Source organism: Paenibacillus sp. FSL R7-277 (genome assembly GCF_000517965.1).
GTDB classification, from domain to species: domain Bacteria; phylum Bacillota; class Bacilli; order Paenibacillales; family Paenibacillaceae; genus Paenibacillus_AQ; species Paenibacillus_AQ silagei.
In genome coordinates this window covers 1-18,590 of record NZ_ASPX01000036.1, presented here as the reverse complement: position 1 = coordinate 18,590, position 18,590 = coordinate 1, and the positions used below count along the sequence as shown (strand labels likewise).

Sequence of the window (18,590 nt, the reverse complement as noted above, 5' to 3'; positions counted from 1 at the left end):
AAAGGAGCCGGAAGAAACCAGATGAACAAAACGAAACATGCCTTATTTTCATACAGCTTTATCTTTCCAAGTGCCTTGCTTACGTTGGTCCTCGGGATTTACCCGATTGCCTGGGCGTTCCGCTATATGTTCTATGATTACAAAGGGTTTGGAACGGCGCGGTTTACCGGTCTGGCCAATTTCAGCCGCATTCTGAAGGATACCCAGTTCTGGGATTCGGTGGTGAATACATTTGTTTATGCAGGCGGCAAGCTGCTGATCACCATTCCGCTGGCCCTGCTGCTGGCCGCCATATTGAACCGGGGGCTGCGGGGCAGACAGCTGCTGCGGGGGATTTTCTTCATGCCTACCGTCATCAGTACCGCGGTAATGGCCGTAGTCTTCTTCACGATTTTCAACTCATATAACGGAATTCTCAACCAGTTCCTGATCCGCTCGGGCCTCTCCGATTCGGGTGTGGACTGGCTGGGGCCGAAATATGCCATGCTCACTGTCATCCTGGTTGCGGCCTGGGGGGCGGTCGGCAATTACATGCTGCTCTTCCTCGCCGGTCTGCAGAATATTCCCGAGGATGTGTACGAGGCTTCTTCTCTGGACGGGGCAGGCAAAATCCAGCAGTTCCGCTATGTCACCCTGCCGATGCTCGGGCCTGTCATGCAGATGGTTATTATGCTGGCGATCATCACAGCCCTGAAGGGCTACGAGAGCATCATGGTACTGACTGAAGGCGGACCTGTAGGCAAGACGGAGGTCATGTTCCTGTATTTGTACAAATTATTTTTCCCTGTCGGCGGGGGCAGCGCGGCGGTTCAGGTCCAGGAGTTCGGATACGGCAGTGCGGTCGCCTTTGTGTCTGCGGTCATTGTAGGGATGATATCACTCATTTATTTCTACGCATCCAGACGCATGAATCAGACCGATTGAGGAGAGAGGCTATTATGAGACTAAGAACCATACTGGGCAAAATCATCCTGTGGATTTTTTTGCTGACCGTTGCATTTGTCACCCTGATTCCGGTCGTGATCACCATCCTGGGCTCCTTCAAGACCAATGCTGAGCTTACTGCGGGAGCGACTTTCCTGCCGGAGAGCTGGCACTTCTCGAACTATGCCGAAGCCTGGTCGCAGGCGAATTTCTCCAGATATACGCTGAACAGCCTGATGGTTTCTCTGGCGGCAGTGGTCGGCACGCTTCTGGTATCATCCATGGCGGCTTATGTAGTGGACCGGATGGATTTTGCCGGCAAAAAATTGTATATCGGACTGCAGTCCTTCACCATGTTCGTGGCTGTAGGGGCGGTTGTGCTGCGTCCGCAGTTCGATCTGATGGTTAAGCTTCATCTGCACAACAGCCTGTGGGGCGTGATATTGATTCTGATCTCCGCCCATGCTTCGATCTTCTTCATTCTGTTCAGCTTCATGAAGGGGATTCCCCGCGAGCTGGACGAGGCGGCGCTGATCGACGGCTGCTCCCCGGGCCGGACCTTCTGGCGGATCATTCTGCCGCTGCTCGGACCCGGACTTGGCGTAGGTGCCTTATTCACCTTCCGCGGCGCGTGGAATGAATATCTGCTGCCGCTCGTCTTCACGATGACGAAGCCGGAGCTGCAGACGCTGACCGTCGGGCTGGCGAACCTGAAATACGGGATTTCGGCCGCTTCCCAGACCCACTACATGATGGCGGGCGCCTGCTTGTCCATTCTGCCGATTCTCGTCGCCTATCTGTTCGCCAACAAATCCTTCATGCAGATGACCGCCGGTTCCCTGAAGGGGTAGCTGTACGGCTCTGCACAGACTATAGACAACATGAAACAATCAACATTCAACATTTAAGGAGGTACACCCCATGACACTACACATTCCGGCGATTCTGCAATCCGCCCCGTTCATCCGGCGGTATCCGGGGAATCCGGTGCTGGATGCAGCGAAGGTTCCTTACCCCACCGCACTGGTATTCAATGCCGGTGTAACGAAATTCAACGGCAAATATGTGATGATCTTCCGCAATGATTACGGCTCACTGGCCGATCAGACGCTTGAGCCGCACCACACCACGGATCTCGGCATTGCCTACAGCGACGACGGGCTGAGCTGGACCGCCGGCCCGAAGCCGGTGTTCAAAATGCACGATGAGGAAATTATCCGTGCCTACGACCCGCGCCTGACCGTGCTCGGCGGCCGCTGTTATATGTGCTTTGCCGTGGACACACGCCATGGCATCCGCGGCGGAATTGCCGTCACCGATGATCTGGAACACTTCGAGGTACTCAGCCTGTCCACACCGGACCTGCGCAATATGGTGCTGTTTCCCGAGCTGATTGGCGGCAAATACGTCCGGCTGGAGCGTCCCTTCACGGTGTACAGCCGCGGCGGCCGGGATCGTTTCGACGCCTGGATCTCCGAGTCGCCGGACCTTGTGCATTGGGGCAACTCCAGCCTGCTGCTCGCCGTCGAGCAGGTGCCGTTTGCCAATGACAAGGTCGGTCCGGCCGCGCCTCCCGTCCGGACGGACAAGGGCTGGCTGACCACCTTCCATGCGGTGGATGTAGACCCGGCCCGGGGCAAGCACGGCTGGGAAGACACCTGGAAGAAGCGCTACACCGCCGGAATTATGCTGCTGGATCTGGAGGACCCCCGCAAGGTAATTGGCATGAGCAAGCAGCCGCTGCTGGCACCGGAGACGGATTATGAGATTGGCGGGGGCTTCCGTAATCATGTGATTTTCCCCGGAGGAATGATTCTGGAGGATGACGGTGAGGTCAAGATCTATTACGGCTCTGCGGATACGGTAGAATGCCTGGCGACTGCGCATGTAGATGATCTGCTCCGGCTCTGTCTGGAGCCGGGGGAATAGATGGAGCTGGAAGCTGGCTGAAGGAGGGAATGAGGAGCGGTAGTGGTGGGATGGTGCATAAAGTGCAACAATGGTAGCTTAATAGGAGCGACTTGAGCGGAGAGTGTGCATAAAGTGCAACAATTCTAGTACGATAGTAGCAACCGTGGGCAGAATGTGCAAAAAGTGCAACATTGCAGCTCAATGGGAGCGACTTGAGCGGGGAGTGTGCTTAAAATGCAACATTTCTAGCTCAATTGCAGCGACCGTAGGCAGATTGTGCATAAAGTGCAACAATGCAGCCCCATAGGAGCAGCCAGCGCAGGAATCCTGCACAAATTGCAACAACACAGATCCAATTAGCACCGGTTCGCCGAAATTCCTGCAAAATCTGCAACAATAGCTCCACAGCCAGTAACCAATGTAGAGAAATCCTGCAAAAGGTGCAACCTTGCCGGAACCCAGCCAAACCCGCTAACTGAAAGCGGGCGTTGGGGCGGGAATAAGATGTAAAAGTGCACCTGAATTGGCCGAAAGTTGGCGATGGGTGAGAATGAGGTGTAAAAGTGCACTTGAGTTCAAGTTGGCGTTGGGCAGAGTAAGGTGCAGAAGTGCACCTTATCCCGGCCTAAAGCAGGCGCAGGGCGGGAATGCGGTACGCCCTCTCAGCTCGTCAACTGGTGCAGCACCAGAGCACATGCGCCTGTTGCGACAGCACGCTCGCCCAGGCTGCTCCGGGTGAAGCGGACGTTATATTGTCCGCGGTAATAGGTCCGCTCCAGCGCGATCCGGGTGGCAGTCTCGTAGAAATCTGCGGCCAGGAACAGCGGGCCGCCGAGGATGACTTCCTCCGGGTGGAGGATGTTAATCAGGTTCGCCAGTCCGATGCCGCAGGGTACGGCCATCTCTTCAAATAACCGGACCATCACAGGATCGCGCTCCCGGAGCGCTTCCAGCAGATGGACGAATTCCAAAGCCTCCGCATGCTCTGCCAGAGCACGGAGGCTTGTGCTGCTGTCCAGCCGCCAGGCCTCGCGGGCCTGTCCCTCCAGCGTCCGGACCGACACATAGCTCTCCCAGGCCCCGGCGTTGCCGCCGGGAAGCTGCGGCGGTACTCCCGCGCGGTCAATGATCATCTGCCCGACCGCTCCCTCGGTATCGATTATGCCGTAGAGCAGCCGCCCATCGTTCATAATAGCGGAGCGCAGGCCGATTCCGGCATGGAGATAGAGAAGGTGCTGCTGCATCCGGTTGCTGCCGGCCCAGTATTCGCCGAGCAGTGCCGTATTGGCTCCATTATCCAGATAGACAGGCACCCCCAGGCGCTGCTCCAGCTGTTCCTTGATATGTACTTGTGACCAGCCCTCTGCAGGAAAACGGGCCGGATTCAGGATAACTCCGGCTGTGCGGTCCAGCGGACCAACCGCGCCGATGCCCAGACCGGCGACCCGGCTAAGCTGGACAGAGGCTGCGTCAAGCATCTGTAAGCCTTGTCTGTGGAGCGACTCCATTAGAAGCTCGGGGGTAAGCCCTGCATCCATGCTCCAGGTATGCTCGCCCAGCAAGCGCAGATGAAAGTCTGTCAGCACAAGCTTGGCATGGGTACGGGAGATCTCCAGCCCCAGCAGATAAGCGTAAGATGGATTCGTCTCATAGAGGGTAGGGCGGCGTCCTCCGGTGGATTCGCCGAAGCCGACCTCAACCAGAAGCTCCTGGGACAACAGTTCATCCAGGATGCGTGTTAACGTGCTTATGGTCAGTCCGCTTTCGTCCAGCAGGGTCTGCTTGGAGACGGTACCGTGTTTTCTGACCGTGAAATAGATCTCTCTGGCTTTGGGATTGGCGATGATTTCATGAATAGGCAGCACAGATGGTTCTCTCCTTATGAAAAGACTATACCTGACGAATGGACTACATCTGCTTCAACAATGACATAAAAAGCAGGGTGCCGCAACTATCACAAGGAGAGTGTAAGCGCCATTTCGAATATGTAGCCGCTGCCGGGGAGAGACACAGGACGGTCAGGCAGCATATGAGGATAAGCAGGCGTTAGTGGCGAGGATTGTTCATCCTAGAGCAGCGCCTTGAAGGAATGGCGGATCACATCGCCGCGGCTGATGATGCCGACCAGCACATGGTTCCGTTCAACGGGAACCTTTTTGATTTGCTTTTTGCCGAGGATGGTGGCGATGGCTTCAATATCTTCTTCGGCATGTACAGTGATGACCTTCTTCTTGGCGATAGCCATTACGTTCAGACCCAGCAGCTTCTGCGCCCGTTCCTCGAACAGATCATTATCCCCGACGAACACATTAATCTGGAAAAAAGAATCCACAATCAGATCCTCATGCCTGCCGATATAGCGCATAATATCCCCGTCGCTGAGGTAGGCGACAATCTCATTCCGGTCATTCACGACAGGCATACCGCTGATCCGGTGGGCAATACATTTCTCAATAAAAGTCCGTACGGTGTCTTCCTGCTTAACCTTGTACACCTGACGGACCATGAATTCATGGGCTTTCATACCGGTTCCCCCTGAAAATTAGCTTTTGCAGAAATAAGTTGTATCATGAAAGTATATACTTGTATTATACAAGTGGAAAGAGTAAAGTCAATGAATAAAAGAGAAGAGGGGCAACCGGCATGGACAAACATTCAATTGAGACAATAGAGCTGGAAATGGCGGTTCTGTTCCGCCGTCTCACTTCAATTACCACGTTCAAAAAAATAGGTAATCTGGATCGTGCGGCCTACCTGCTGCTGCATCACATTGCCTCTCGTGAAGGAACTGCCGGGATAAAGGCAATCTCCGATGAGTTTCAGTTGGATATTTCTACGGTCAGCCGACAGGCTGCCTCACTGGAGAGTAAGGGGTACATCACCCGGGTACCGGACCCTGTGGACGGGCGGGCTTATTCGCTGCAGATTACAGAGACGGGCAAAGCGAGTCTGGAGGAGAACCGGCAGGTCCGGCAGGAGATGATCGAACAACTGCTAAAGGGCTGGTCGGAGGAGGAGGGGCATTCTTTCGGGGAGCTGCTGCGGAAGTTCAATGCGGCTTTTCTGGAGGAGGGCTGATGGTTCGCGGAAGTCTCTGGAAGCTCCCGGAGAGATCACAGCAAAAGGGCCGTCCGCAACGTTATTTCACGCTGCGGACGGCCCTTTTCATAGTATTCAGGCAACGGAACAGGCATCAAGCAAAGCCTGCATTCCCGCTCATCCCCACCCACAGCGGGGATTGCTCCAGACAAGCGGCGAGCTGGAGCAGCAGGTCCTCGCGCCCTTTGGAGGCCATGACCTGGACGCCGATCGGCATTCCTTCGGCCGTAAGATGCGTCGGCACGCTCATGGCGGGCTGGCCGGTCAGGTTGGCAAGCTGGGTGAAGGGCGTGTACGTCAGGCTCGGCTCGAACATCTCGTAGATCATCCGCCGCTGCGCGTCCTTCGGCAGCCCGCTGATCTGCATCAGCTTCTCTGTCTCCGCCGTGGTCTGGGTCAGCTCTCCGACCTTCGGGGCGGAGTCTGCATTAGCCGGAGTAATATACAGATCGAAGCGGTCCATCAGCGCGGCCATTTGCGCAGCGGCTACATCCCATTCGTGCAGACTGTGCACGAATTCTGCCGCCGAGACCTGCTTCCCGGCTTCGGCCAGCACCCAGGTGACAATATCCACTTCCTCTGCCTTAATTGCATGGCCCATGGCGCTCTCCAGCGACAGGAACATGGCGGATACTTCTCCGGCGTTCATCGTATAGTAGTTGTCCATCAGCCGCACCCCGTTGACCGGGCTCAGCTTCTCTTCCACTTCATAGCCCTCGGACTCCAGCCACTTGACCGTCTTCAGCACGGCCTCTACCGCCTCAGCGGATACCGGTGTTCCCACCGGCGAAGCGGTGGTGAAGGCGATCCGCAGCTTCCGCTGCGCAGGCCTCAACAGATCGTCCAGGTAGACGCCCGGATACAGCGGCGTCTGAAAAGCTGCTTCCGGCTGCACCACCTGCAGCAGATCCAGCATCGCGGCGCTATCCCGCACAGAGCGGGTCAGCGCAAAATCAATCGACGCGCCCTGCCACTGGCGGCCGATTCCCGGGCCGACCGGCGTACGCCCGCGCGTCGGCTTCAGCCCGAACAGGCCGGTGAACGAGGCCGGTATGCGGATGGAGCCGCCGCCGTCACTGGCTCCGGCGGCCGGGACGATCCCGGCGGCAACCGCTGCCGCCGCACCGCCGCTGGAGCCGCCGGGTGAACAGGCGGGGTTCCAGGGGTTGCGGGCCGGGCCGTGGAGCAGGGGCTCGGTGATGTTTTTCAGCCCGAATTCCGGCGTATTCGTATGGCCCAACGGAATGAAGCCGCCACGCCGGATACGGGCCACATAGTTAGAGTCCCTTTTCGCTACATTGTCCTTCATCAGCAGAGCGCCCGAGGTCAGCGGTTCGCCGCCAATCGCCTGGGAGATATCCTTCAGCAGGAAGGGGACGCCGGCGAACGGACGGGGGGTATCCCCGGAATCAAGGGGCATCCCCGCAGCCTCCTTCAGCGCGGCCTCCCGGCGGGTGCGCACCACCGCATTCAGCAGCGGATTCACCTCATCCATCCGGGCAAAGGCGGCTTCCACAAGCTCACTTGCAGAGACCTCCCGTGCCTTCACTAGGGCGGCAAGCCCCAGCGCATCATAACCGGAATAAGCAGACAACGACATAGGTATAACCTCTTTCTGGCAGGAACAGGCAGGCTACATAGTGGTCAGGCTATAGCTGCAGTCTCGCGCATAGTATATTGCGTTATAAGGAGGGCAGAGACTTTTCAAGTGCGCTCATCTGTAAGATATTGCTTCACTGGAGGCGGCGTATACTCTGCGAACTGCTGCAGAATGCCCTCCGGCGTGGTAGCGTTCAGCATGATGGAATGATGCTTCTCCTGCATGAATTGTTCCCGGGCCATGTTGCTGAACAGGGCAATCAGCGGATCATAATAATGATTCACATTAAGCAGTCCGCAGGGCTTCTGATGCAGGCCGAGCTGCGCCCAGGTGAAGATCTCGAAATACTCTTCCATCGTGCCCGGGCCGCCCGGCATAGCAATGAATCCGTCCGCCAGCTCAGACATCTTAAGCTTCCGTTCGTGCATAGAGTCTACCATAATCAGCTCTGTCAGACGGGTGTGCTCGATTTCTCTTTGCTTCAGAAAATGCGGCAGCACCCCGATCACACGGCCTCCCGCCTGCATTACGCTATCCGCAATAGCGCCCATCAACCCTACAGTAGCTCCGCCATAGATCAGCGTAATGTTACGTGCGGCAAGCTCCTTGCCGAGTAGAATAGCGGATTCCTTGTATACGGGCGAAGCCCCTTCACTGGAACCGCAGAACACTGCGATACTCTTCATAAGCTGCTGACTCTCCTTTGTCTTAATATCTAAAAATGCTTGGTGTATGTGTATCTACAACAAAGATACCATACGATGTTGTGCGTTAGAAGGATATGCTTAATGTTTAACTCTGGATTACATTCATTTTACAAAGGGGTCTATGTACAAAAGGAGCCAACAGAAGTTGTTGGCCCCTTGCAGATGCTCTTAATGGACAGGGGTTAATTCGGCGACTAATTGTACGGCTTTGGCGGCATCGATGCGTCCATAGCCATACCGGTCATGCCAACTGCCCGACATGGGTCTTGCTGATTTGAGGAGAATTTCCTGAATTTCCTCACTGGATAAAGAAATGCCGTGGGCCAACGCCTCTGCGAGCATCAGGGCAACAATACCGGTTACAGCGGGAGCTGCCATACTGGTGCCCATCATAGGAGTAACCTTATCTATTGATCCTGATTTAGCGGCCATAACCATGAATTGTTCACGTTCATTTTGCGTAGCATTTCCTCCAGGAGCACTAATCTCCGGCTTTTGTCTTCCGTCACGTGTCGGACCGGCGCTAGAGAAGAAGGAAAGTGGTGTGCCTGCTTCTTTGGCGCTGTATGAACCGACAACGACTGTTTTTTTGCCGCAGCAGATTGAACCAAGGGTATGCGTATTATCCAGCGGTTTTTCAAAATGGGACTGGCCAATATCATCCCGCTCAATCCAGGCATGATATTTACCCGAACGGATCTTCACTCCGCGAAGTCTAAGTATCCATGCACCGGCCGGTAAACTGCTCTCCATGAAGATATTCATGACGTTGTCACCGTTGTTCGGATCTTGTTTCCGGTGGGAGATGAAGATCAGGATTTCATTCCGGTTCCCGACTGCCTGGTGATTCGTGCCGAGCTTAACCTCACCGAGGTTATCCCCATCCGGAGTGATGAATTGGCAGGATAATTCATCTGCTGCATCGTACCAAAGCTCGATTTCGTTAGAGGTACGGTCTGATCGTTCCACGATCCAGCGAAGATCCTTCACCTCATTCTGGCGGATTGTACCACTGGCGTGTATGCCATCGGTGTAAGAGTTGCTGGCGGCCAATACGATGGCCCGATTGTTAGCAGCGGTTAGGAGTGTATCGAATCCTACCTCAACCAGAGAAGTGCCGTCATGGGGGCCGCCGTTGGTACCCAGACTTATATTGGTAACACACGGCCGGTCTCCGGCGAGCTTATAGATGTATTGCAGAGCCTCCAGCAGATGCACTGAACCCCCGAAATCTCCTTTGACCGCGTCCGGTCCCGACCATGGAACATCATCGGCATTCAATTGTACAAAAATGATATCTGCCTGAGGAGCAGTACCGGGAACATTAGTTCCGTTACCGTTGCCCGCAGCAGTATCCATAACGTGTGTTCCGTGCCAGGGCTCATTTTCATGTTTGGGATCAGAAAGATGTAATGCCGCGAACGGATCATCTGTTTTCAGAGCACGGTTTAATTCGCCCTGTGGAAAGACTTTGCCGTAACCAAACTCGGTATCACTGGAATTAGGAACCGTCTGATCCCAATAGCTAAGTATCCGGCTTGTCCCGTCTGAATGGATAAAGTTCTTATGGGTAAAGTCACATCCATAATCTACAATCCCTACGACCACCCCTTTTCCGCCGTGGCTGTTGGTATTTTGATTCAGCAAGTCCGCCCGGGCCTTAGTTTCTTCAATGGTCCTAAAGAGCTGGGGCTTCAATAATTGTGATGACTTCAAGCTCATTACCGCCGGTGAATTGCGGATCTGTTCAATCTGATCGGCGTCAATCCGGGCGGTAACGAGCCGTACATTCTCCTGCTCCTCAGGAACGCTGCCCAAGTCGGCAATTTGCCGGACTCCGGACAGATTTTTCCACACCTCCATATCCTTCACCTTGGCGATAACCGCGATTTCGCGGGTATCCGCTGTCTCCGTTGATTCTGCGTTGAACAAATGCGGATGAGCATCCTTGTGTTCACTTTGATTAAAGGCAATGACCCGCTGCAGTCTTGGATCAAGCTTAGTAGGGATCTCACTCGTTGTTTCTTTGAGTTTCATTTCATGTCTCCTTTAGCTGGTTAGTGTACTGGAAAATACAACGTCCATATACTTTCACTAATTTGAATTTTTATAAAAGCCATTTTATTCAAACCGATACATCCTATGGGATATGAACAATACAGCATGAAAATTATGGTCATTCATGCACGGTCATTCTTATTAAATGCATAAATGCATGTCGTCAAATAAACAATTATGTAAAAAAAAGTAAGTATCATCAAGTTAATGATTTCACATAATACCTGCGTTCTTTATTGGGAGGTACCCAAAAAAATAAATTGTAAGGGGTGAACAATGAATGTTCATATCCAACGAATCAGGAAGCAAGACGTATTCACTGGTTGGAAAACGATATGCAGCTGCGAACAATACCCCTTTGACACCGGATGATTACCGCGATCTGGTGAAACGCCGTGCGGTTTCCATTCTGCATATTACTCCTGATGAGCAGGAGTGGCAGGGGAACGAAGAGCTCAGAAGAGAAACCGAGCAACTGATTATGGAGAAAATTCACCGTGACAGCAATCTGCTGCCCATTGATTTTTTGAGCAAGGGAGTTGAACGCGCCAAAGCGGTCTGCCGGATTGTAACACCTGCGGGACTTGGAACCGGATTCTTGATTGGCCGTGGGCTGGTGATGACTAACCATCATGTGCTGGCAAGCGTCGAGGAAGCAACTGGTAGCCAGGTTGAATTCGGATATGAAGAGAATGGGAAGATCGTCAAGCTTGCACTGAAGCCTGAGGAATTTTTCATCACTTCACCTTTTGAAGAATTGGACTTCTCGATCGTAGCCTGTGAGACTGCCGGGATTGAGGATGTGATTCCTGTGAAGCTGATGCGGAGTCCGACAACGATTACCCGTGGAGAATATGTTAATATTATCCAGCATCCCAAGGGCAGGCAGAAAGAGATTGCTCTGCAGGACAACACAGTCAGCTATGTCTATGAAAAAGTGATTCATTATACGACCGATACGGAGCCGGGCTCCTCGGGTGCAGCAGTGTTTAACAACCAGTGGCAGCTTGTTGCCTTGCATCATGCAGGCTGGTATACAGACAATGATCAGCAGCAGGCAGTGAATGAAGGCATAAGGATCTCCGCAATCGTTGCCAAACTTGTAGCTCTTGCCCAAACTGGTGATTCTGCTGCTCTGCAGCTGACACAGAAGCTTGAAGGCACTTCGCCGTATCTGGGATTCTACGATGTTGAGGGGCTGGTGGATAACCGCAGAGAGCTTGCTGAAATCGAAATCCCCTCCTTCAAAGGAGATAAACGGTTCGCGGATATCGGATTCTGGAATATCGAAAACTTCAACAATAGCGTAAGTGAACAGCGGATTAAGGATGTTGCCCATTTAGTGGCGGATATGTCGATGGATACGCTTGGCCTTGTTGAGGTAGAGCGGGGGGCGCTGGACCGGCTGAGACAAGAGCTGAAGAATCGCGGAGCTGCTATGGACTACGTGTACCTTGATGCGGATGGGGGGCAGGATCTTGCGGTGCTGTACGATACGACCACGGCTAATGTTGAGCTCAGAACTGACATTAACCTGAAGTACGGCCGGCTGCTGCGTTCAGAAATCAACGGTAAAACTGCTTTTCCGAGAGAGCCTCTATTCGCAAAATGTACAGTTAGAGAAGAGGGCCAGAATGTTGAATTCCTGAAGATTGTGGTGCATCTGAAAGCCATGCGTGATGCGGTAAGCACCGAAAGACGAACGCTTGCCGCCCAGACATTGTCAGTCATCATTGAGGATCTGAAGCGTACAGAAGAGTTCAAGGAGCTGCCTATTCTACTGGGTGGAGACTTAAATGATGATGCAGGCAGTGTGTCACTGAGTCCGGTGATGAACATGCCCTCAGTGCTTACGCTAACCCTTGACGATGCGCAGGCAGGTCATATCTCTTACATTGGTGATCATAAGTCGCTGATTGATCACATCATTATTACCAAGGATACCAGGGCAGGAGTTATCAGCTTCGACGGAAAGCAGGATGACGCCGGAATCGTCAGATTTGACAAAAGCATGCCTGATTATGCTTCGAGAATCTCAGATCATGTTCCAATCGTGCTACGGATCATCTATAAAGACAGCAGCACCGAGCAGGATAACCTGAGGATTCCTTCAGTGCCGAGTGTGGTTTGGGCGCAGGGAAATACGATGGAGCATGCGCTGCTCAAGCTTCAGCTGAACCGCTTCAGACTCGAAGAGGAGCGGGGATATTACGATGCCGAGAAGGATAAATTCGATATTGTGAACTACTATCGCAGCGTGGATCTCCAGTCCGGGGGAGGCCAGGTGTTCCGTCAGCTGCATCAGCTGATGCTTGAGACCCATAACAGCATTTTCTCCTACCCGGCAAGCCGGACGCAGCTATATGCCGGAGTCGATATCCGCGAGGATGGCAGTCTGCACAGCCTGTATTCAGGAGAGAAGCTTGATGCAGAAGAACTGATCCGGGAGGATCACCGTACCGAACGGCTGCGGAAGGAGTTCATGGAGAGCCTTGCCCTTCACGGCCAGGAGGAGGAGGAAGGGTTCCAGGAGCTGATCGATGAGAAATTCGGGTTCAATGTCGAGCATGTTGTTCCCCAGTCCTGGTTCAGCAAAAGCTCGCCTATGCGGGGCGATCTGCACCACTTATTCATCTGTGAGAAGGAATGCAACAGCTATAGAAGCAACATTCCATACTATGATTTTGCTGACTATAATCCGGAAGCTTACCGGGAAACCGTCCGGAATGCCTGCGGGAAACGCGGCGGGATGATCCGCTTTGAGCCGGAGAGCGGCAAGGGGGAGGCAGCGAGAGCGGTTTTGTACTTCCTGGTACGGTATCCGGGTAAAATCGAACGGCAAAATGAGCGGATTGACATTAAGCTGCTGCTGGGGTGGCATAAGGAGCATCCGGTGAGCCTGCATGAGAAGCACCGCAATCAGCTGATCTTTGAATTGCAGGGCAATCGCAATCCCTTCATTGATCTGCCTGAAATTGCAGATCAAATAGAGTTTTAACCAAGAGAAATAAGGAGGCGGCAACGTAATGAACATGACTGGTACCGGAATTAATCAACCGCCTGCAGAAATGGTAAACCAGCTTCAGCAAGGCGGTTATGTGCTGTATTTCCGCCATGCCCAGCCGGCTGAGACTTCTGGTGATCCGGGCTTAAGCGCGGAGGGGCAGGAAAAGGCGGCATTACTAGGCAACTGGATGAGGGAACAGAATATTAAGCTAAGTCTTCCTGTGTTAACCAGTCCTACGCATCGGACACAGGAGACAGGGAAGGCTGCTTTTCAAAGTATCCGGGTTGAAGAAGCTCTGGCTCATATGGATACATTGTTTATGGAGAATCCGGCCGGTGAAGCAATGGTGATGAAGACGCGCCTTGTGAGCCTGTTGGAATCCATTCCCTCAGAGAGCACTAATACAGTGCTAGTGGCGCATAGCTTTTCCTTTAATAATCAGATCAAAGCCAGACCTTACCTCGGATTGATTTTGCTTAAGCCTAAGGGTGAAGGGCAAGGTTATGAGATTGCTGATGCATTTGATTTTTAACTAATAAGGAGATGTCTCCAATCATGCCCGAAGGAATATCTTTTGAATGTAAGCTTTTCCTTGACCCTAAGCAGGTGCTGCTGGGGGGAGATGGACAACTGCTTCCTAAAGTTGCCGGTCTCTCCTTTGAACTCAAGGACAAAATGCAAATTCATCTGATGGATACACCAAAGTTAGAGCTTTATGAGACGGGGTGGATTGTCCGTAGCCGTTTCAAGGAAGAGAAATGGGAGCTTACCTACAAGAGACGTATCAGGGATTACCAGAGTTTGGATCGTGCAATGAAGCAAGCAGTCGCTGAAGGATTTACACCCGGTGAATATGAGGCCGAAGTCGAGTGGGGATACACGAAACAAGCGTTATCTCTGGCAAAAGACTTTGACATTGCTCTGGAAGACCAGCCTGAGGGACAATGGAAGCAACTGATCCTAGACAAAGCCCCGCAGCCTTTTAAAAACAGCAGTGTCTTCAAGTCTATAGCAGATACCCGGGTAACGGGTCCTATCCGGTCCGAGAAATATAATAGTAAGTGGGAACAGGAGAAAGTTCACCTGGAAGTCTGGACCATCGGGGCAGAACGTATCGCTGAAGCAACAATGAAAATAAAGAACGCGACCGATACCGAAGCAGCGGACAAGCATCAACAATTCATTACTCTGTTCAAAGAGGCTAATCTGCTGCTCGAGCAGGATATTTCCAAAACCAAATGGGCACTTGAGAAATTAATGAAGGCTCATACACCACAAACTACACATTAAAGGAGACGAGTATAATGCCACTGAATCCATATGGCGTACTAAAAGGAAAAATCATCAAAGGAATACCTGCACCTCCCACAGGCGACAGCACCCCGCATTATCATGCTGTGGTCAAGGCTGCCGGCAGAGAATACAAATTAGCCATCAATGTACAATCCACCGAGGCCCCTTCAGAGCTGCTCTATCTGGTCGGAGATAAATTTAATTCTGAACAGATTACCCACCTGCAGAGTTTAAAGGACGGGATTACTAAAATTGGTAAATCCAACCGTGATGAAATTGCCTTGGACTACATCCGCGGCGGACTGTTTGACCCCTCGAAGATGATCGCACTTCCATACAATGAAGACGGTCCCGATAATGACCTGAATGAGAAGGTTGATGCCTATTTGCAACGTGCAATTAAAGATGAAACAGCTAAAATTTATGTATACGGTGAGCCTTTCCCGGGCGGTATCCACAATATCCACATGAATCAAGGGAATGTTCAAAAATACAAAGCGGACGACGGCATCTGGCAGGATGGCGGAATTGTGATTCATTTTGAGCAGGAAGACAAATGGCTCGGCCTGTTCCTCTCCTTCCAGTCGCAATCCTGGTGCACCGATGACCAGGGCCATATGGAACGTCCGGTTAGTGAATGTAATCATCTGACTCAAAAGTCTGCGCAGCTGTCTAATTAGAGCGAAAGGAGCATCATGATGAGCGGACATATTGAACATGAAGAAGGATTTATCCCCAAGTTTTTACTTGAGGAATTGGCGGAAAAAGGGAATGAGGATGCGAAACGCACACTTGCTGGTATGGCGGAGTTAGCCAAGAAAGAGAAGCAGGTAAAAAAAACGGAAGGCCAGGCGGTAAATAACGCCTTCGAAGCCAGCCATAACCCGAAATGTGTAGTATATGACAGTCAGGGCACGGGAGAGCTCCGGTATAAATTAAGCCGCAAAGAAGGAGATGCTCTGCATAACGATCAGGCTGTAAACCTTACCTTCGATTTCTCCAGCAAAACGCTGGAGTACTTCAAACACAAGCTTAACCGGAATTCCATCGACGATGAGGGGATGGATGTTATATGCAATGTTCACTTTAAGAAAAATTATAATAACGCCGTGTGGTTACCCAACCAGAATCAGCTTGCTATCGGTGACGGAGACGGAAAATGGTTCATCAATCTTAGCAAGAGCCTTGATGTTGTCGCTCATGAAATGGCTCATGGTGTCACCCAGTATGTCAATCATCTTGATTACATGAGACAATCCGGAGCACTTAACGAGCATTTCTCGGATGTCATCGGAACTGCCGTGCAGCAGTATGTAAAAGGGCAAACCGCACGAACGGCCGACTGGCTCATCGGTGATGAGATTGTGGGTACAGAATTTCCCGGCAAAGCGCTCAGATCCATGAAGGAGCCGGGGACAGCCTATATTGGAGACAGGCAAGTGTCTCACTTCAGCAAGTATATGGAAATCCCCCTAGGTGATGATGGCGGAGGCGTACACTATTACAGCGGAATACCGAATAGGGCTTTCTATCTTGCGGCGATGGAACTGGGCACTGACCCGGCTGCATACTTATGGTACACTGCTTTGCAGGACCGTGAGACGATTAAGCATAATGCCAAGTTCGTGGATCTGTTGCAGGCTCTTCTTATTGCAGGAGAGAAGCTGGTCCGGCAGGGCAAACTGCCGCAATCCGCAGTCGCAGTGATCACGAAAGTATTCAGTGATGTGGGGATTCTCCTGCCCGTTCATGCTTGAGGAAGGGGCGAAAAGAATTCCTTGCATCAGCCGCATTGACAACCATTTTAGAAGCGGCTATACTTTCTGTAATCTTATAGTTGGTATACGTTGAACGAGCCAGTAGCAGCCTTGTCCCTGTTCCCAGAGAGCCGGGGGTCGATGGAACCCGGTACACACAAGCGGACTGCGAATTACGCCTCGGGAGTATCTTGGGTAATGCCAAGCGGAGCTAAGCGAACGATAACTCGCCTGAGAGTGGTATGGACCTGCGTGCAGCATCAGGTCTGTGCAATTTGGGTGGTAACACGGTTAATGATAATCGTCCCTGTGTCTGAATAGACAAGGGGCGATTTTTTTGTTGTCTGTGTGGTTTGCTGGCTGGGTGCGTGGCGGGCTTAAGCTTCTGAGGCTGCTGCGGTAGGGCTGCTGTTTTTTTGACGGATACCAAGGGATATAGAACAATCACTTACACAAAAGGGGCTGTACATGTTGAACATTATCGACGAGCTATTGTGGCGCGATGCCATTAACCAGCAGACAGATGCGGACGGACTGCGTGAATTGACGGAGAGTAAGGCGGTATCGCTGTATTGCGGCGTGGACCCGACGGGCAACAGTATGCATATCGGCCACCTGATTCCATTCATGATGCTGCGGCGCTTCCAGCTGGCCGGTCACCGTCCGGTGATTCTGATCGGGGGAGCTACGGGAACGATCGGCGATCCGAGCGGACGCCAGAGTGAGCGCTCTTTGCAGACGATGGAGCAGGTGCAGGAGAATGTGGATGCGCTGACGGCCCAGATGAAGAAGCTGTTCATTACTGATGGCGACAATCAGGTGCGGATGGTGAACAACTACGACTGGACCAAGGATATGAACGTCATTGATTTCCTGCGTGATTTCGGCAAAAACTTCAGCATCAACACGATGCTCGCCAAGGATGTAGTCGCCAGCCGTCTGGACAGCGGCATCTCGTTCACGGAGTTCGCTTACCAGATTCTGCAGTCCATTGACTACCTGCATCTGTACCAGAACGAGGATGTGCAGCTCCAGATCGGCGGCTCGGATCAATGGGGGAATATTACGAGCGGCCTCGATCTGATCCGTAAAAAAGAAGGGAATGAAGCCAAAGCCTTCGGCCTGACCATTCCGCTCATGTTGAAGGCTGACGGTACGAAGTTCGGTAAAACCGCCGGCGGCGCCATCTGGCTCGACCCGAAGCAGACTACCCCTTACGAGTTCTACCAGTTCTGGGCGAACACCGATGACCGTGATGTGGTTAAATACCTGAAGTACTTCACCTTCCTGAGCAAGGAAGAGATTGAGGCGCTTGAGGAGAAGGTAGCCACTGAGCCGCATAAACGCGAAGCGCAAAAAGCGCTGGCCGAGGAAATGACCCGCTTCGTGCACAGCGAGGAGCTGCTGGAGCAGGCCAAACGTATCAGCGCGGCACTGTTCAGCGGCGATATCCGCTCCCTGACTGCGGACGAGATCGAGGAAGGCTTCAAGGAAATGCCGACCTTCACAGCGGGCACTGAGACCAAGAACATTGTAGACTGGCTGGTGGACCTGGGGGTTGAGCCATCCAAACGCCAGGCGCGCGAGGATATTACTAAGGGCGCAATCTCGATCAACGGGGAGCGTGTGAATGAGCTGGAGACGGAGATAACAGCTGCAGATGCCATCGGCGGCAAGTTCATCATCGTCCGCAAGGGCAAGAAGAATTACAGCCTGGTGAAGCTGGTCTAAGCGCAAGCTGCGGGCGATGGTTTGCGGAAGGCGAGTAGAGCGGGCCGGATGTTGAGCCAGATCTGGAGCGGTGTTAGGCTGGAGCGAGGCTGAGGGTGAACTGGAACGAGGTTGATGGTGGCTAGGGTGAGGTAGATTAGCTAGGGTGAGACAGAGATGAGTGAGGTTTGGCTAGATGAGCTAGGATGAGCCAGAAGAGTTAGGTTTGGCTAGATGAGGTAGAGTAAGATAGATGAGTTAGGTTGAGCTAGATGAGCTAAAGTAAGACAGATGACTTAGGTTGAGCTAGAGTGAGAATGGTGTGAAGTAACTGAGTGATTGGGCTATCCCACTGTCAGCAGTGACAGGGATAGCCTTTTTTGGTGGTCGCGGAAGGTGAGACGGTCTCCCGCCTTCCTCCCCTGATCACCGTAGGCCGGAAGCGTGATGGCGTAAAGTAAGTTGTGTACCAAGATTTGGAGCCTAGTCAGGCACCAAAAAAGTAGGGTATCCTCGGGATTGCG

At 52.6% G+C, this 18,590-nt stretch carries 15 protein-coding genes; 10 read left to right on the top strand and 5 right to left on the bottom strand.

The features are described from left to right. Positions 1-21 precede the first annotated feature (21 nt). The 3 genes from C173_RS13675 (at position 22) to C173_RS13665 (ending at position 2,853) form a co-directional block, all read left to right on the top strand. The gene (locus tag C173_RS13675) at positions 22-924 is read left to right on the top strand and encodes a carbohydrate ABC transporter permease (RefSeq protein ID WP_036725649.1); all 903 of its coding nucleotides are present in this window, start codon (positions 22-24) and stop codon (positions 922-924) included. A gap of 14 nt (positions 925-938) precedes the next feature. Next, positions 939-1,775 carry a carbohydrate ABC transporter permease gene (locus tag C173_RS13670; RefSeq protein WP_036725647.1) on the top strand — a complete coding sequence of 279 codons (837 nt, stop codon included), beginning with the start codon at positions 939-941 and terminating at the stop codon, positions 1,773-1,775. Positions 1,776-1,845: 70 nt separating this feature from the next. Next, entirely contained in the window at positions 1,846-2,853 is a 1,008-nt protein-coding gene (locus tag C173_RS13665) for a glycoside hydrolase family 130 protein (protein WP_036725645.1), read from the top strand. A gap of 644 nt (positions 2,854-3,497) precedes the next feature. Here the strand turns inward: C173_RS13665 and C173_RS13660 are convergent. Both C173_RS13660 and C173_RS13655 read right to left on the bottom strand, forming a co-directional pair. Continuing rightward, positions 3,498-4,700 (bottom strand): ROK family protein, encoded by a 1,203-nt coding sequence (locus C173_RS13660; protein WP_036725643.1) that lies wholly within the window; start codon positions 4,698-4,700, stop codon positions 3,498-3,500. A 203-nt stretch (positions 4,701-4,903) separates the two neighbouring features. Next, complete coding sequence (locus C173_RS13655; protein WP_036696539.1) at positions 4,904-5,359, bottom strand: CBS domain-containing protein; 456 nt, start codon at positions 5,357-5,359, stop codon at positions 4,904-4,906. Positions 5,360-5,478: 119 nt separating this feature from the next. On the opposite strand from C173_RS13655, the gene C173_RS13650 reads away from it, so the two are divergent. Next, positions 5,479-5,913 (top strand): MarR family winged helix-turn-helix transcriptional regulator, encoded by a 435-nt coding sequence (locus C173_RS13650; RefSeq protein ID WP_036725642.1) that lies wholly within the window; start codon positions 5,479-5,481, stop codon positions 5,911-5,913. 115 nt (positions 5,914-6,028) lie between these two features. On the opposite strand, the gene C173_RS13645 is transcribed toward C173_RS13650, so the two are convergent. The 3 genes from C173_RS13645 to C173_RS13635 all read right to left on the bottom strand — a co-directional run bounded on the left by C173_RS13645 (position 6,029) and on the right by C173_RS13635 (position 10,278). Continuing rightward, complete coding sequence (locus C173_RS13645; RefSeq protein WP_036725641.1) at positions 6,029-7,534, bottom strand: amidase; 1,506 nt, start codon at positions 7,532-7,534, stop codon at positions 6,029-6,031. A 104-nt stretch (positions 7,535-7,638) separates the two neighbouring features. Beyond that, complete coding sequence (locus C173_RS13640) at positions 7,639-8,220, bottom strand: TIGR00730 family Rossman fold protein (protein WP_036696546.1); 582 nt, start codon at positions 8,218-8,220, stop codon at positions 7,639-7,641. Between the two features lie 189 nt (positions 8,221-8,409). Then, the gene (locus tag C173_RS13635) at positions 8,410-10,278 is read right to left on the bottom strand and encodes a S8 family peptidase (protein WP_036725639.1); all 1,869 of its coding nucleotides are present in this window, start codon (positions 10,276-10,278) and stop codon (positions 8,410-8,412) included. Positions 10,279-10,579: 301 nt separating this feature from the next. Between C173_RS13635 and C173_RS33650 the strand changes: the two genes are divergently transcribed. The 6 genes from C173_RS33650 (at position 10,580) to tyrS (ending at position 18,087) form a co-directional block, all read left to right on the top strand. Then, positions 10,580-13,297, top strand: a complete 2,718-nt coding sequence (locus C173_RS33650) for an endonuclease (RefSeq protein ID WP_081751168.1) — start codon at positions 10,580-10,582, stop codon at positions 13,295-13,297. A gap of 28 nt (positions 13,298-13,325) precedes the next feature. Beyond that, positions 13,326-13,838 carry a histidine phosphatase family protein gene (locus tag C173_RS13625; RefSeq protein WP_036725638.1) on the top strand — a complete coding sequence of 171 codons (513 nt, stop codon included), beginning with the start codon at positions 13,326-13,328 and terminating at the stop codon, positions 13,836-13,838. Positions 13,839-13,861: 23 nt separating this feature from the next. Then, positions 13,862-14,596, top strand: a complete 735-nt coding sequence (locus C173_RS13620; protein ID WP_036725635.1) for a hypothetical protein — start codon at positions 13,862-13,864, stop codon at positions 14,594-14,596. Positions 14,597-14,610: 14 nt separating this feature from the next. Beyond that, a complete protein-coding gene (locus C173_RS13615; RefSeq protein ID WP_036725633.1) occupies positions 14,611-15,279 on the top strand; it encodes a YukJ family protein in 669 nt (222 codons plus the stop codon). An 18-nt stretch (positions 15,280-15,297) separates the two neighbouring features. Beyond that, complete coding sequence (locus C173_RS13610) at positions 15,298-16,356, top strand: M4 family metallopeptidase (RefSeq protein ID WP_036725631.1); 1,059 nt, start codon at positions 15,298-15,300, stop codon at positions 16,354-16,356. Between the two features lie 471 nt (positions 16,357-16,827). After that, on the top strand, positions 16,828-18,087 hold the full coding sequence (gene tyrS / locus C173_RS13605) for a tyrosine--tRNA ligase (protein WP_036725840.1): 1,260 nt from the start codon (positions 16,828-16,830) through the stop codon (positions 18,085-18,087). The last annotated feature ends 503 nt before the right edge of the window (positions 18,088-18,590 follow it).

Coding starts and splice junctions, on each gene's coding strand:
- C173_RS13675 (WP_036725649.1), top strand. CDS start 22: ATGAACAAAACGAAACATGCCTTATTTTCATACAGCTTTATCTTTCCA.
- C173_RS13670 (WP_036725647.1), top strand. CDS start 939: ATGAGACTAAGAACCATACTGGGCAAAATCATCCTGTGGATTTTTTTG.
- C173_RS13665 (WP_036725645.1), top strand. CDS start 1,846: ATGACACTACACATTCCGGCGATTCTGCAATCCGCCCCGTTCATCCGG.
- C173_RS13655 (WP_036696539.1), bottom strand. CDS start 5,359: ATGAAAGCCCATGAATTCATGGTCCGTCAGGTGTACAAGGTTAAGCAG.
- C173_RS13650 (WP_036725642.1), top strand. CDS start 5,479: ATGGACAAACATTCAATTGAGACAATAGAGCTGGAAATGGCGGTTCTG.
- C173_RS13645 (WP_036725641.1), bottom strand. CDS start 7,534: ATGTCGTTGTCTGCTTATTCCGGTTATGATGCGCTGGGGCTTGCCGCC.
- C173_RS13640 (WP_036696546.1), bottom strand. CDS start 8,220: ATGAAGAGTATCGCAGTGTTCTGCGGTTCCAGTGAAGGGGCTTCGCCC.
- C173_RS13635 (WP_036725639.1), bottom strand. CDS start 10,278: ATGAAACTCAAAGAAACAACGAGTGAGATCCCTACTAAGCTTGATCCA.
- C173_RS33650 (WP_081751168.1), top strand. CDS start 10,580: ATGTTCATATCCAACGAATCAGGAAGCAAGACGTATTCACTGGTTGGA.
- C173_RS13625 (WP_036725638.1), top strand. CDS start 13,326: ATGAACATGACTGGTACCGGAATTAATCAACCGCCTGCAGAAATGGTA.
- C173_RS13620 (WP_036725635.1), top strand. CDS start 13,862: ATGCCCGAAGGAATATCTTTTGAATGTAAGCTTTTCCTTGACCCTAAG.
- C173_RS13615 (WP_036725633.1), top strand. CDS start 14,611: ATGCCACTGAATCCATATGGCGTACTAAAAGGAAAAATCATCAAAGGA.
- C173_RS13610 (WP_036725631.1), top strand. CDS start 15,298: ATGAGCGGACATATTGAACATGAAGAAGGATTTATCCCCAAGTTTTTA.